The organism is Agrobacterium fabrum str. C58, from assembly GCF_000092025.1.
GTDB lineage: Bacteria > Pseudomonadota > Alphaproteobacteria > Rhizobiales > Rhizobiaceae > Agrobacterium > Agrobacterium fabrum.
Map to the genome: position 1 here is coordinate 2,089,433 of NC_003062.2, position 13,485 is coordinate 2,102,917.

The 13,485-nt window shown below is 60.1% G+C and carries 13 protein-coding genes; 5 read left to right on the forward strand and 8 right to left on the reverse strand.

All coding sequences use genetic code 11. From position 1 onward, the window contains the following. Positions 1-45: 45 nt before the first annotated feature. Positions 46-1,695, reverse strand: coding sequence for an energy-dependent translational throttle protein EttA (ettA, locus tag ATU_RS10375; RefSeq protein WP_006310476.1), 1,650 nt, complete (start codon positions 1,693-1,695; stop codon positions 46-48). A gap of 147 nt (positions 1,696-1,842) precedes the next feature. On the opposite strand from ettA, the gene ATU_RS10380 reads away from it, so the two are divergent. The 4 genes from ATU_RS10380 (at position 1,843) to ATU_RS10395 (ending at position 6,709) form a co-directional block, all read left to right on the forward strand. Then, positions 1,843-2,817 (forward strand): alpha/beta hydrolase, encoded by a 975-nt coding sequence (locus ATU_RS10380; RefSeq protein ID WP_046033583.1) that lies wholly within the window; start codon positions 1,843-1,845, stop codon positions 2,815-2,817. 76 nt (positions 2,818-2,893) lie between these two features. Beyond that, positions 2,894-4,096: a succinate--glutarate CoA-transferase gene (gene caiB, locus ATU_RS10385; RefSeq protein WP_010972076.1), complete on the forward strand. Its 1,203-nt coding sequence runs from the start codon at positions 2,894-2,896 to the stop codon at positions 4,094-4,096. A gap of 8 nt (positions 4,097-4,104) precedes the next feature. After that, the gene (locus ATU_RS10390; protein ID WP_010972077.1) at positions 4,105-5,757 is read left to right on the forward strand and encodes a thiamine pyrophosphate-binding protein; all 1,653 of its coding nucleotides are present in this window, start codon (positions 4,105-4,107) and stop codon (positions 5,755-5,757) included. A 187-nt stretch (positions 5,758-5,944) separates the two neighbouring features. After that, the gene (locus ATU_RS10395) at positions 5,945-6,709 is read left to right on the forward strand and encodes a HugZ family pyridoxamine 5'-phosphate oxidase (RefSeq protein ID WP_010972078.1); all 765 of its coding nucleotides are present in this window, start codon (positions 5,945-5,947) and stop codon (positions 6,707-6,709) included. Between the two features lie 207 nt (positions 6,710-6,916). Here ATU_RS10395 and ATU_RS10400 read toward each other — a convergent pair whose 3' ends face one another. From ATU_RS10400 to ATU_RS10410, 3 genes are all read right to left on the reverse strand, one after another. Then, positions 6,917-7,258 (reverse strand): RidA family protein, encoded by a 342-nt coding sequence (locus tag ATU_RS10400; RefSeq protein ID WP_006310481.1) that lies wholly within the window; start codon positions 7,256-7,258, stop codon positions 6,917-6,919. A 47-nt stretch (positions 7,259-7,305) separates the two neighbouring features. Continuing rightward, positions 7,306-7,644: a protein tyrosine phosphatase family protein gene (locus ATU_RS10405; RefSeq protein WP_010972079.1), complete on the reverse strand. Its 339-nt coding sequence runs from the start codon at positions 7,642-7,644 to the stop codon at positions 7,306-7,308. 97 nt (positions 7,645-7,741) lie between these two features. Further along, positions 7,742-8,575: an aldose 1-epimerase family protein gene (locus ATU_RS10410; protein ID WP_010972080.1), complete on the reverse strand. Its 834-nt coding sequence runs from the start codon at positions 8,573-8,575 to the stop codon at positions 7,742-7,744. Between the two features lie 153 nt (positions 8,576-8,728). On the opposite strand from ATU_RS10410, the gene ATU_RS10415 reads away from it, so the two are divergent. Continuing rightward, entirely contained in the window at positions 8,729-10,111 is a 1,383-nt protein-coding gene (locus ATU_RS10415) for a L,D-transpeptidase family protein (RefSeq protein ID WP_010972081.1), read from the forward strand. 67 nt (positions 10,112-10,178) lie between these two features. Here ATU_RS10415 and ATU_RS10420 read toward each other — a convergent pair whose 3' ends face one another. From ATU_RS10420 to ATU_RS10435, 4 genes are all read right to left on the reverse strand, one after another. Beyond that, entirely contained in the window at positions 10,179-11,384 is a 1,206-nt protein-coding gene (locus ATU_RS10420) for an MFS transporter (protein ID WP_035255979.1), read from the reverse strand. A gap of 46 nt (positions 11,385-11,430) precedes the next feature. Continuing rightward, positions 11,431-12,078: a TetR/AcrR family transcriptional regulator gene (locus tag ATU_RS10425; RefSeq protein WP_035256013.1), complete on the reverse strand. Its 648-nt coding sequence runs from the start codon at positions 12,076-12,078 to the stop codon at positions 11,431-11,433. Positions 12,079-12,223: 145 nt separating this feature from the next. Then, positions 12,224-12,940, reverse strand: coding sequence for a ParA family protein (locus ATU_RS10430; protein WP_010972084.1), 717 nt, complete (start codon positions 12,938-12,940; stop codon positions 12,224-12,226). Positions 12,941-13,104: 164 nt separating this feature from the next. Then, a complete protein-coding gene (locus ATU_RS10435) occupies positions 13,105-13,485 on the reverse strand; it encodes a hypothetical protein (RefSeq protein WP_010972085.1) in 381 nt (126 codons plus the stop codon).

A 13,485-nucleotide genomic window follows, 5' to 3' on the forward strand; every position in this document is an offset into this window, starting at 1 on the left:
GGCCCGCTTTGCGGCGGGCCTTTCCGAAGAGATTCGACAAGAGGATCAGCGCGTCAGGCGCTTGTAACTCACCCGGCCGGGCTTGATGCTTTCCGGGCCGAGACGGCGGACCTTGTCCTTTTCGTAATCTTCGAAGTTGCCTTCGAACCATTCCACATGGCTGTCACCCTCGAAAGCGAGGATGTGGGTGGCCAGACGGTCAAGGAACATGCGGTCGTGGCTGATGATAACGGCGCAACCCGCGAAGGCTTCCAGCGCTTCTTCAAGGGCTGCCAGCGTTTCGGTGTCAAGGTCGTTGGTCGGTTCGTCGAGCAGTAGCACGTTGCCGCCGGCCTTCAGCATCTTGGCAAGGTGCACGCGGTTGCGCTGACCACCCGAGAGATTGCCGACCTTCTGCTGCTGATCGCCGCCCTTGAAGTTGAAGGCGCCGCAATAGGCGCGCGAGTTCACTTCGAACTTGCCGAGCTTGATGATGTCGTTGCCGCCGGAGATTTCCTCCCAGACGGTTTTGTCACCGGCCAGCGTATCGCGGCTCTGGTCGACGTATCCGAGGTGCACGGTCTCGCCAACGGTCACCGAACCGCTATCTGGCTGTTCCTGACCGGTGATCATGCGAAACAGTGTGGTCTTACCTGCACCGTTCGGGCCGATGACACCGACAATGCCGCCCGGAGGCAGCTTGAAGGTCAGGTTTTCGATGAGAACCCGATCGCCATAGGACTTGGTGAGGTTTTCCGCTTCGATAACGACACGGCCCAGACGCTCGGCGACCGGAATGACGATCTGCGCGTCGCCGGGACGACGGTTTTCAGCGGCTTCCACCAGCTCGTCATAAGCGCGGATACGCGCCTTGGACTTCGTCTGGCGAGCCTTGGGGCTGGAAGCGATCCATTCCTGCTCGCGGCTGATCGCCTTCTGGCGCGAGGCGTCTTCACGGGCTTCCTGCTGCATGCGCTTGGCTTTTGCCTGCAGATAGGCGGAGTAGTTGCCTTCGTAGGGAATGCCGCGGCCACGGTCGAGTTCGAGAATCCAGCCGGTGACGTTGTCGAGGAAGTAGCGGTCGTGGGTGATCATCATCACGGCGCCGGGATAGTCGCGCAGGTGCTTTTCGAGCCAGGCGATGGTTTCGGCGTCCAGATGGTTGGTCGGTTCGTCAAGCAGCAGCAGGTCAGGCTGCGAAAGCAAGAGCTTGCAAAGCGCCACACGGCGGCGCTCACCACCCGAAAGGCCGGTTACGGCAGAGTCGCCGGGCGGGCAACGCAGCGCATCCATGGCCATTTCGACCTGATTTTCCAGATCCCACAGGTTCTGGCTGTCGATCATGTCCTGGAGCTTTGCGCCCTCATCCGCCGTTTCGTCGGAATAGTTCATCATCAATTCGTTGTAGCGGTCGACGATCGCCGTCTTGCTCGCCACGCCTTCCATGACGTTTTCCATCACGGTCTTGTTCTCGTCGAGCTTCGGCTCCTGCTCGAGATAACCGAGCGTCGCACCCTCGGCGAGCCAGGCTTCACCGGTATATTCCTTGTCGAGGCCAGCCATGATTTTGAGAACGGTCGACTTACCGGCGCCGTTCGGGCCGAGGATACCGATCTTGGCATCGGGGTAGAAGGAGAGATGGACGTTCTCCAGAACCTTCTTCGCGCCATAGGACTTGTTCAGCCCAGCCATGTGATAGATGAATTGACGTGCCATTGTAGCGAATGCTCCACATCGGATTTTTAAGAGTACGTATCGGGAAATTTGCCGCTATGTAGGGTAAATAGGACCTTGGGGCAACCTCTGGCACGATTATGACCCCATGATTATGACAGGCTGCGTGATGAGGCGATGGGTGCGATGATGAATGAGCCGACCGATAACTTCGCGTTCAGCCAGATCCAGAGGCTGGAAGCCCCTTCCGGCGCATCGATCGCCTTCCGTCATCAACCTTCCGCTCTATCCCCCGCCCGTGGCGTGCTGATGATCTGCCACGGCCTTGTCGAGCACGCCGGCCGCTACCGCCGTTTTGCCGATGTCATGGCGAAACAGGGTTTCGAGGTCTATGCCCATGATCATCGCGGCCACGGCCGCACCAAAGCGGCGGATGCGCCTCTCGGCCGCTTCGCCTGGAAGGACGGCGCGGAAAAGGTCGTTTCCGATGTCATGGCGATACGCGTCATGGTCGGTGAAAGACATCCCGGCCTGCCGGTCATTCTGTTCGGCCACTCCATGGGCGGCCTCGTGGCACTCAACGCCGCCGTCAACCACCCGGATGCCTTCGATGGTCTGTCGATCTGGAATTCCAATCTCAATCCCGGCGTCATGGGCCGCATCGCACAGGTCGTGCTCCGGCTTGAAAAGATGCTGAAGGGATCGGACGTGCCGAGCGCCATCCTGCCGAAGGCGACCTTCCGCGCCTGGAATGCAAAAATGCCGGAAAAACGCACCCATGCCGACTGGCTGAGCCACGACAAGGCGGCCGTGGATGCCTATGTGGAAGACCCGCTCTGCCAGTTCGAGGCCAGCGTTTCGCTCTGGCAGGATGTTTTCGACCTGTCCTATCGCGCGCCAAAACTCATCGAGCGCCTACCAAAGACCTTGCCGCTTCTCCTCGTCAGCGGCGATCAGGATGCAGCCACCAATGATGGCAGGGAGATCGTGTGGCTGGCCGAACGTTTTCGCCACGCGGGCTTCAGTCATGTCGAACACACGATCTACAAGGGAATGCGGCACGAGACGCTGAACGAGATCGGCTGGCAGGCCGTAGCGGCGGATTTCGCCGCCTGGTGCGCCGGGTCGTCAAAGACTGAGGGCGTCTTTGCCGAAACGGAATAAGTCCATGAGATAAAATCACATGCGGCGCGGCAAGCAGCGGTCTATAAACCGGCAAGCAGAAAATCCCGGGGGACAGATGACCGACATGCCGAACAGGAAACCGCCGCTCTCAGGCATCCGCGTCATTGAGCTGGCGCGTGTTCTGGCTGGTCCCTGGGCGGGGCAGATGCTGGCCGATATGGGCGCTGACGTCATCAAGGTCGAAAACCCCGAAGGTGGCGACGATACCCGGGCATGGGGGCCACCCTTCGTCGAAAGCGCCGATGGCGAAAACCTGTCTGCCGCCTATTACCACGCCACCAATCGTGGCAAACGCTCCATCGTCGCCGATCTGAAAACGCCCGAAGGCTGTGCGCTGGTGCGCCGGCTGGTCCGCACTGCCGATGTCGTTATCGAAAACTTCAAGCGCGACGGGCTTGCCAAATATGGCCTCGATTACGAGAGCCTGAGGGTGCTCAATCCGAAGCTGATCTATTGCTCCATCACCGGCTTCGGCCAGACCGGACCTTATGCCGATTTTGCCGGATACGACTATATCGTGCAGGGCATGTCCGGTTTCATGTCGATTACGGGCGAACCGGACGGCCAGCCGATGAAGGCCGGCGTGGCGGTCGCCGATATCTTCACCGGCATCTATTCCGTGTCAGCCATTCAGGCCGCCCTCATCCACGCCATGCGATCAGGCGAGGGGCAGCACATCGACATGGCGCTTCTCGATGTGCAATCGGCCGTGCTCGCCAACCAGAACATGAATTACCTGATCTCCGGCCGCCCGCCCATCCGGCTCGGTAACGCCCACCCGAATATTTCCCCCTATGAGGTAGTGCCGACGGCCGATGGTTTCCTGATCCTCGCGGTCGGCAATGACGGCCAGTTCCGCCGCCTCTGCAACATTCTCGGCATTGGCGCGATTGCCGATGACGAACGTTATGCGACAAACAAGGCCCGCGTGGCGCATAAGGTCGAAGTGCGGCAGATCATTTCCACCGAAACGCTGAAATGGAACAAGCGCGATCTTCTGACTGCTTGCGAAACGAACGCCGTGCCGGCCGGGCCGATCAACTCCATCGAGGAAATGTTCGCCGATCCGCAGGTTCAGGCACGTGGCCTGCGCGTCGATCTGGAGGCGGAAGACGGCACCGTCATCCCCGGTGTGCGGACACCGATTATCATGTCACAGACGCCGCTGCGTTATGAGCGCCCGAGCCCGAAGCTCGGCGAACATCAGGCGCAGGTGCTGGCCGAACTGGAAACTATCGAAAGGACCGCGACGCCATGAAGGCAGGAATGAAAAGAACTGGTGGCCAACTGATCGTCGAAGCGCTGAAGGCCAATGGCGTCTCGCGCGTTTCCTGCGTTCCGGGCGAAAGCTACCTGGCGGTGCTGGATGCACTTTATGAAAGCGGCATCGAAACCGTCGTCTGCCGCCAGGAAGGCGGCGCCGCCATGATGGCTGACACCTGGGGCCGCCTGACGGGCGAACCAGGCATCTGCATGGTGACGCGCGGACCGGGCGCCACCAACGCATCGGCCGGCCTGCACATTGCGAGACAGGATTCCATTCCGATGATCCTCTTCATCGGCCAGGTACAGCGCGAAGCCCGCGAGCGCGAGGCGTTTCAGGAAGTCGAATACCGCCGCGCCTTCACCGAATTCGCCAAATGGGTGGGCGAGATCGACGATGCCCGCCGCATCCCCGAATTCGTCACCCGTGCCTTCGCCGTTGCCACCTCCGGCCGCCCCGGCCCGGTGGTTCTGACGCTGCCCGAAGACATGCTGGTGGAGGAGGTCGAAGCGCCCGAGGCAAAGCCCTATATGCCGGTGGAGGCGCATCCCGGCCCTTCGCAGATGACGGCCTTCGCAAAAATGCTGGGCGAGGCGAAACGGCCGATTTTCATTATCGGCGGTACACGCTGGTCCGAAGAAAGCGTGGCAACCTTCCGGGCATTTGCCGAAAACCACAAGCTGCCCGTCGGCTGTTCCTTCCGCCGCCAGATGCTGTTCGATCATCTGAGCCCCTCTTATGCCGGAGATGTCGGCATCGGCATCAACCCGGCCTTAGCGAAGGAGATCAAGGAATCCGATCTGGTGGTGCTGCTCGGCGGTCGCCTCTCGGAAATGCCGTCCTCCGGTTATACGCTCATCGACATCCCCTACCCGTCGCAGAAGCTGATCCATATTTATCCCGAAGCCGAAGAGCTCGGCCGCGTCTATCGCCCCGATCTGGCGATCTGTGCTGCGCCGGATGATTTCGTCGCCGTCCTCTCCTCGCTCACCCTTTCCGGCAGCGCCGCCTGGGCGGAACGCACCGCCGCCATGCACGCGGCTTACCTCGCCTGGTCGACGCCGCCGCAGACCGGCCCCGGCACGGTGCAGATGGGGCCGATCATGGACTGGATCGAGGCCAATGTGGCCGACGACGCCATCTTCACCAATGGCGCCGGCAATTATGCCACCTGGCTGCACCGCTTCCACCGCTTCCGCCGCTACAACACGCAATCGGCCCCGACCTCCGGTTCCATGGGTTACGGCCTGCCGGCGGCTGTCGCCGCCAAGCATCTGTTCCCGGAGCGTGAGGTGATCTGCTTTGCCGGTGACGGCTGTTTCATGATGCACGGACAGGAATTCATCACTGCCGTGCGTTATGGCCTGCCGATCATCACCGTGCTTGTTAACAATGGCACCTATGGCACCATTCGCATGCATCAGGAGCGGGAATACCCCGGCCGTGTCAGCGGCACCGATCTCGTCAATCCGGATTTCAACGCTTTTGCCAAGGCCTATGGCGGCCATGGCGAAACGGTGGAAAGAACGCAAGACTTCGCCGCCGCCTTCGAGCGGGCGCGTGCAAGCGGCAAGCCTGGCATCATCGAGGTGAAGCTGGACCCGGAAGCGATCACGCCGACGCGCACGCTGACGCAGATCAGGACAAAAAGCTGACATGACGCATGGACATGCCTCCGGCATGGTGTAAATCCTGACGCTCGCTGCACGTCATCCTCGGGCTTGTCCCGAGGATCCAACCACGTCGCGTTAAATCGATCGGTTGCAAATGCTCGGGACAGGCCCGAGCATGACGTGGAGAGGTTTTACGCTTCTCTCAGCATCCACTAACTCAGGATAAGACATGCTGGACGTTGCCCCTCCCGTCATCACCCCACGAGGTACAAAGATCGAACCCTCCGCCGGTGCGCCTTTCGAGGCTGTGCGCGTGGCCCGGGATGTGCTGCACACTTCCCGCACGGCAGCACTTGCGACCCTCGATCCCGTCAGCGGTTATCCCTATACAACCGCCACCAATATCGGCATCGAGCCTGATGGCACGCCGTTCTTCTTTGCAGCGGGGCTGACGCTGCACGCCCGTAACATGGAGACGGACGCGCGCATCTCGGTGACACTCGCTCCCTTCGGCAAGGGTGACGCGCTGACGCTGCCGCGCCTGACACTGGTGGGCAGGGCTGACCGAATCGGCCCGGATGAAGTGCCGCTCGCCATCGCGCGCTACATTGCCCGCTACCCCAAAGCGAAACTTTATCTCTCCCTTCCCGACACAAGGCTTTACCGGCTGCGGACGGAAGGCGTGCAGATCAATGGCGGCCCGGCCCGCAATGCCAGCAACATCACCCCGGCCGACCTGCGCACCGATCTCTCAGGTGCGGAGGAACTGATGGCGGCGGCTGAAAGCGAAGCGACCCGCCTCAACGCCATCAAGGGCGAGGCGTCGCGGCTCGCAGTTCTCGCTGGTGCCAAAACCGGACGCTGGAAAATCACATCCATCGATCCTGACGGCATCGATCTCGCTTCGGCCAGCGATCTGGCGCGGCTCTGGTTTGCGGAGCGGGTAGAAACCTTGAAGCAGTTTGAGAAGGCGCTCGCTCAGCTTTTGAAGTGAAGGGCTCAAGCGATTCACAACCCTGAGACAATCGCTCTCCTCCGTCATACTCGGGCCTGTCCCGAGCATCTGCTACCTATCAATTTGCGATAGGTGATTGGATTCTCGGGACAAGCCCGAGGATGACGAAACGAATGTTTTGATTATCCCATCAAAAAAGGCCGGGCCGCTTCCACGACCCGGCCTTCCCATAGATCAAACCGTCGCTCAGAGAGCGGCAGTTACGATAAACTCAACCTTGTAGTCCGGCGTTGCCAGCGCTGCTTCGCTGGTGGCGCGGGCTGGCGGGTTTGCCGGGTCGATCCAGCCTTCCCAGACGGCGTTCATTTCGCCGAAGGTGGACATGTCGGAGAGGTAGATGATGGTCTGCAGGATCTTCGACTTGTCGGAACCGGCAGCGGCCAGCAGGCGGTCGACTTCAGCGAGAGCCGACTTGCTCTGTTCCGTCACACCAGTGCCTTCGCCAACCTGGCCGGCCAAATAAACGGTGTTGCCGTGAACGACGGCGCCGCTCATGCGCTTGCCCGGCTCGATACGCTTGATGGTCATGGAAAACTCCTGTTGATTGGCATTAAAATTCAAAGATGCGCGGAAAATCAGCCGCGCAGGTGATGGGTCTTTTCGTAGATTGCCGTCGAGCGCGCACCGGAACGGCAATAACCGAGCATCGGGCGCTGCAACTCATCAAGCGCATCCACCATGCCGGTAACGGCATCGGCGTCGACGCCGTAACGACCGACAGGCACATGCATGATGGTGAGCCCGAGCTGCTCTGCACGCTCAGCGATATCGGCGAAAAGCGGCTGGCCGTCTTCTTCGCCGTCGGGGCGGTGGCAGACGATCGACTTGAAGCCGAGTGCCTTGACCTCATCCAGATCGGAGACGCTGATCTGACCCGTTACGGAATATTCGTCGTCTATGCGCCTGATATCCATCTTCATGCCTCCGCTGGCCGTCACCCTTGAAATCCGCATCCGATGTAAGCGGTCAAAACCCCTGCGTCAATGACGGGACATCTTCATTCGGTACGGCTCAGAGGATGGAAAAGCGCAGGCCGAAGGAACGGCTTTCGCCCGGTTGGAGAATATTGAACTCGCCGGCCGCCTCCAGCTCCCTGCGCCCCACCCAGCGATGCGAAACCGGTTCGATGCCAAGCACATTGGCCGGGTCCTGCTGGTTCCGCCATATCTGCAGATAGGGCAAGGTCTCGGTGCGAAAACCGACGGTCAGCGTCTTGCCGCCGATGGCCGCGATCGGGCCCAGCTTCAATTCCGCCCACTCGCTCTTGCCGGCGGAGACGCAGAAAACGTTGCCCGGCTCCTCGCCAAACCGCCAGCCGTGGCCACCACCATCCATCATCGCGCCTTCAAGCCGCACGGCATCGTCAAACAGGCGCGCGCCGATATTCATGTGATACATCAGGAACACCGGGATTGGCCGGTCCGATGTATTGACGACCCTGTCATCAAGGCTGACTTCGCCGCTTTCGCCATCGATACGCCATGTCCGCTCCAGGAGTGCAGTGCCACCGTCGGCAAGCTTCACGGGAACCTCAACGCGCGCCAGCGCATTGGTCTCATGAACGTCGAAAGCGATGATGGTCGCGGGATGCGAGGAGAAGGAGCCATGCAACGGATACCGGCGCCCCTCAACGTCACCCTCGATAGGCTCGGGATGGCGGATATGATCAGGGCCGCAGGTGAAGAGAAAACCTTCGAGCGAATGATCGATGCGCGCATCGCCATCATCGGGAATGGCGCGGCCGGGCGCGATATCGATTCCATTGACGACGCAGGCGCCGATATCGAAAACGGAGGTTTCATCGAGGAAAATGCGTGGCGATCTGCCGGCCTGAAACGAACGCAAGACAACCTCCTTGGCAGTAAAAACGCAGAAATCACGGAAACGCTACTAACTGTGAGGAAAATTAAGATTGCATTAACCGCGAATTCACCTTTTTCACAATAGGGTCAAGATTAGCGTGTGTTTATCGGTGACGAAGCAAGGGATAGCAGAATCGTGAAACATTTTCTTAACGCCGCTCTGGGTCTGACGGTCGCGCTGGCGTCGGTTTTCGCCCCGCTACAGGCTGGCGCGCAGCAGCGTTATGGCGACCAACAGCAAACCATGCTGGTCACGCCGGATGGTCGTGTTCTCGACTTCATGCCCGAGCGTGGCGATATCGTCATCAGCCGTGACACGATGGGCCGCACAGTGTTTTACGACCGCTACGGCAATCTGCTGGCCACCGAAATGCCCTCAGGCTATCAGCAACGGCAGCAGCAGGACACCACCTATTATCCGCCCGCCCCCGGCGGCCAGTACCGCGAGCCGCAGCGCGACTATGGCTATCAGGACAATGGCAGCGTGCGCGATTATCGCGAATATCGCGGCGATGGCGCTGACGACAATGTCTATACCGGCTCCGTTCCCGCCCCCGGCTCGGTTGAAAGCGGGCCACTTGGCCAGCCGATGCCGGGCGAAAGCACCACGGCCGCCGTTCCGCAGCCGGAGCACCTGATCGAACGCCACACGCCGGTCACGACGCCGGTTAACCGTTCACGCCAGGAAATCGTCGCGCTCCAGACCTTCCTCGACCGCGAAGGCATTTCGCCCGGCGTGATCGACGGCAAGATGGGTGACAACGTCAACAAGGCAATTGCCGCCTGGCAGGACATGACCGGCGACAAGCTCGATCCGAACAATTCTGATGATATTCTGGAACGCCTGCGCGCTTCCGGCGGCATGCCGATCGTGGATTATACGATCACCGCCGCCGATGCCGCTGGCCCCTATGTCGCCTCCATTCCCGACGATTATGCCGCGAAATCGCAGCTGCCGGCGCTCTCTTTCACGTCCACTTCGGAAGCGCTGGCGGAACGGTTCCACATGGATGAAAACTACCTGAAGGAGCTGAACCCGGGCATCGATTTCACCGTACCCGGCACCATTATCAAGGTCGTTAATCCTGGCGAGGCGAAAAAGGGACAGGTCGCCCGCATCGTTGCCCATAAGGGCATCAAACAGGTCTTCGCTTACGGTCAGGACGGCAATCTGATCGCCGCTTACCCCGCCACCATCGGCTCCACGGATACCCCCTCGCCGAGCGGCACGCATACGGTGGAGCGCATCGCGCTCAATCCCGGCTACACCTATAATCCGAAGATCAATTTCAAGCAGGGCCAGAACGACAAAATCCTGCAAATTCCGCCGGGTCCGAACGGCCCGGTTGGCACGGTCTGGATCGCTCTGTCGAAGCCGACCTACGGCATTCACGGCACGCCGGAACCGTCCAAGATCGGCAAGACCAACAGCCACGGCTGTATCCGCCTGACCAACTGGGACGCGACCGAACTGGCTAAGATGGTCCGCCCCGGCGTTGTGGTCGAATTCGCCGAATAAAGCGACGGCAAGAAAAAAAGAAAGCCCGGCGGATTATGGTCCGCCGGGCTTTTTCATTTGTGGGGCTTTATGCGCGCTTTTCCGTCAGGAAATACAGGAGCGCCGCTACCGGCAAGGCGAAACCGATCCACGAGGCGGCTGGCCATTCGCCAACCGCATAGGCCCAGCCACCCACGGCGGAACCGATCGCACCGCCCATGAAAAACGTCGCCATGTAAATACCGTTCAGGCGGCTGCGGAATTCCGCCCCAAGCGTGAAGATCGCTCGTTGGCCGAGTACCAGATTGGTGGTGACGCCGAAATCCAGAACGATTGCCGCGACGACCAGAATGGCGAGCGCCAGATGCGAACCTTCGGGCGCCAGATGCGTGACGGCGAAAGAGAGCGCCACCGACACCAGCGCAAAGAGCGTGGCCACACGGGTCCAGCCACGATCGGCCATCCGCCCGGCAATTGGTGCGGCCACGGTGCCGGCCGCGCCCGCCAGTGCGAAGAGCGCGATCTCACCCTGGCTGAGATTGAAATGCGGCCCGCTCAGATAAAGCGGCGTCGTCGTCCAGAACAGGCTGAAGGCGGCAAAGAGGAAAGCGTGGTAGATCGCCCGCCGCCGCAGGATCGGAGTATGCAAGGCAAGCCTGCCCATCGAGGCCATCAACGCGCCGTAGCTCAGCCGCGCTTCGGGCATACGAACGGGCAGAAGTCGGAAAAGCACCACGGCAAGAAGCGCCATGACCGCTGCGGACGTCAGAAAGACGCCACGCCAGGAAACCACCTCCGATAGCAGGCTGGAGACCGGCCGCGCCAGCATGATGCCGGCCATCAGCCCGCTCATGACATTGCCGACCACGCGCCCCCGAATGGCGTGCGGCGCCATATGCGCAGCATAGGGAACGATGACCTGTACCGCCACGGAACTGACGCCAACCAGGAAGGCGGCGATCAGGAACGGCGCCGCATGCGGCGCAAACGCAGCAGCGACGAGCGACAACACCGCCATCGAGACCGAACTGACCACCAGCTTGCGGTTTTCGACGAGATCACCGAGCGGCACGACGAACAGCAGGCCGATACCATAACCGATCTGCGTCAGCGTCACGATCAGGCCAGTGGCGCCGGCGGAAAGACCGAGTTCCGTCCCGATGATGCCGGCAAGCGGCTGGCCATAATAAAGATTGGCTGCAATCAGCCCGCAGGCTGTTGCCAGCAAAAACGTCAGAGCCGGGGAAATGGATGTCGCTTCAACATCATCCCCATCAATTACACGCGTTGTCATCATTTTCTCCAATATGGAAACAAATGTTTCCTAAATAGTCACAAAATCAATCAGCAAGCTTCATGGCGATATCCACCACGGCCACCATGTCTTTCAGGGTGCGCCCGGTTTTCCCTACTACGCGCATGCCGTACATCATGCACAGCATCGCCCGGGCGAGATCATCCGGGTCGGCCGTCGAATGCACGGAACCATCCTTCTGCCCTTCGGTGATGATACGGGCGACGATCCGCTCCCTCGCCTTCACCGCCCGCTCAACCACGACGGCAATGTCGTCATCTAGGGCAGCCAGATCGGCAGCGGCGCCAACCACCAGACACCCGTCCGAGCCCACACCGCCGTGGGATCGTTCGGCATAAAACATCAGTCCGGCTCTCAGACGTTCATAACCAGTCTCGCCGCCGGCCACCGCCGCCTCGAACCGCTCGGTCTGCACGATCCTGTAGCGCTCCATCGTAGCGATGAAGATGGCTTTCTTGTCCTTGAAGGCCTTGTAGAGACTACCCTGCGCCAGCTCCATCGCATCGGTGAGATCACCGACCGAAGTGGCGTGGTAGCCGCGCCGGGAAAAGACACGGATCGCGCCGTCAAGCGCACGATCGAGATCGAACTCGCGTGGCCGGCCGCGATGGCGTTGCTCCTGGGAATGAGTTTGGGTCGTATTGGTCATGAACGCAATATAGGAAACGATCATTTCCAAATCAAGCGAAAAACGCGTGCCATGAGGAAGCGATGGGAAGCGCCTCATAACGACGCCTCTCCTCAGCAATTTGGGGGGGTGCCCATTTTATCCAACCGCGGCAACGTCGCTGCAACCAGCCGGAAATCGCAAGGTGGGGTCAGGCAGCTTTGCGCGTCACGAGACGTGCTAGGTGCGCAACACGCCTCGGAAGTCTTTTCGGCAGGAGCTTGATGACTTCCTCGGCAAAGGCCGTCGCGTTTTCGACCGCCTTGTCGATATTGCTGACCTTCTTGCAGTCCAGACAGAGGAGCGTGCCGCCATAGTCGAAAATATCACGATAGGCCGCCCGCTCGACGATCGCCGTATTGAGCACGGAGACGTTCTTTTCCGCCAGCAGCATCTTGACGAGCAGCAGCGAACGCGTCGCCACCATGGCGTTGACCCGCGTCAGCACGATGGAATGGGCAATCTCCTTGCCCATCCTGCGGTTCAGGAATTCGATGTGATCGAGCACTTCTGCAGCACCCCGCGCATCCATGGCAGAGCCCTGAACGGGGATCAGAACATGATCGGAGATACCGAGCGCCATGGTCAGAAGCGGCGTTTTCGCACCCGGCAGGTCGATGATGAAACAGTCGGTATTTGTTTTATTCTCGCGAATATGGCCCTCAAGCGAGGCAATCGTCACATGCGAAATCACCGAGAGATTTTCGATCTCGCCTGATAATTCGTGCCAGCGCGAAATCCACAATTGCGGATCGGCATCCAGAACCGTGACGCGATGGCCGCTGCGGGCCAGTTCGGTTGCCAGAAGCAGCACGGCCGTGGTTTTCCCGGCCCCGCCCTTGGTATTGGCAAAAGTGATGACTGACATGATGCCCCCTGTTGGTCAGAGCCATTTCATGCTCATTCACGCACCGACGCCTTCATGGTGCTTTCCACAATCTTAACGAACAGGGTTAACAAAAAGCTAAGAACGGTTTGCCGCGCAACAAAAAGCCCGCGATTTGTAACGCGGGCTTCTTCCAGTTCAGTGGATTATGTCACTTTGCGGCAGGAACCCACATCGTCCGCCCGCAGCCGGCCGGCTTTGAGATCCTCATATTTGGGCAGATCCAGCGAACCGCCCAGCCCTTTCGCAACGGTATTGCGATCAAGCGAAATCATGCGCCCGGCACTCGTGAAGGACACCATGCCATTCTTTCCGGAATAGGCCATGGTCGCGCGCATCTCGCAAAAATAGCGGTCGGAACCTTTAGACAGGTTCCAGCCTCGAATTCCCGCTTTGTTGCTCGAGAGGGCTCCAACTTTGTAGCCCTGCCCTGAAAGTTCCTTAAAAGAAGCAGCCTGCACAACGACAGGCAAACCCAACAACGCCACCGCGATCAGTGACGAAAAAAGTGAGAATCTCGCGGTCAC

Coding starts and splice junctions, on each gene's coding strand:
- ATU_RS10420 (WP_035255979.1), bottom strand. CDS start 11,384: ATGACAACGCGTGTAATTGATGGGGATGATGTTGAAGCGACATCCATT.
- caiB (WP_010972076.1), top strand. CDS start 2,894: ATGACCGACATGCCGAACAGGAAACCGCCGCTCTCAGGCATCCGCGTC.
- ATU_RS10395 (WP_010972078.1), top strand. CDS start 5,945: ATGCTGGACGTTGCCCCTCCCGTCATCACCCCACGAGGTACAAAGATC.
- ettA (WP_006310476.1), bottom strand. CDS start 1,695: ATGGCACGTCAATTCATCTATCACATGGCTGGGCTGAACAAGTCCTAT.
- ATU_RS10405 (WP_010972079.1), bottom strand. CDS start 7,644: ATGGATATCAGGCGCATAGACGACGAATATTCCGTAACGGGTCAGATC.
- ATU_RS10390 (WP_010972077.1), top strand. CDS start 4,105: ATGAAAAGAACTGGTGGCCAACTGATCGTCGAAGCGCTGAAGGCCAAT.
- ATU_RS10430 (WP_010972084.1), bottom strand. CDS start 12,940: ATGTCAGTCATCACTTTTGCCAATACCAAGGGCGGGGCCGGGAAAACC.
- ATU_RS10425 (WP_035256013.1), bottom strand. CDS start 12,078: ATGATCGTTTCCTATATTGCGTTCATGACCAATACGACCCAAACTCAT.
- ATU_RS10400 (WP_006310481.1), bottom strand. CDS start 7,258: ATGACCATCAAGCGTATCGAGCCGGGCAAGCGCATGAGCGGCGCCGTC.
- ATU_RS10380 (WP_046033583.1), top strand. CDS start 1,843: ATGAATGAGCCGACCGATAACTTCGCGTTCAGCCAGATCCAGAGGCTG.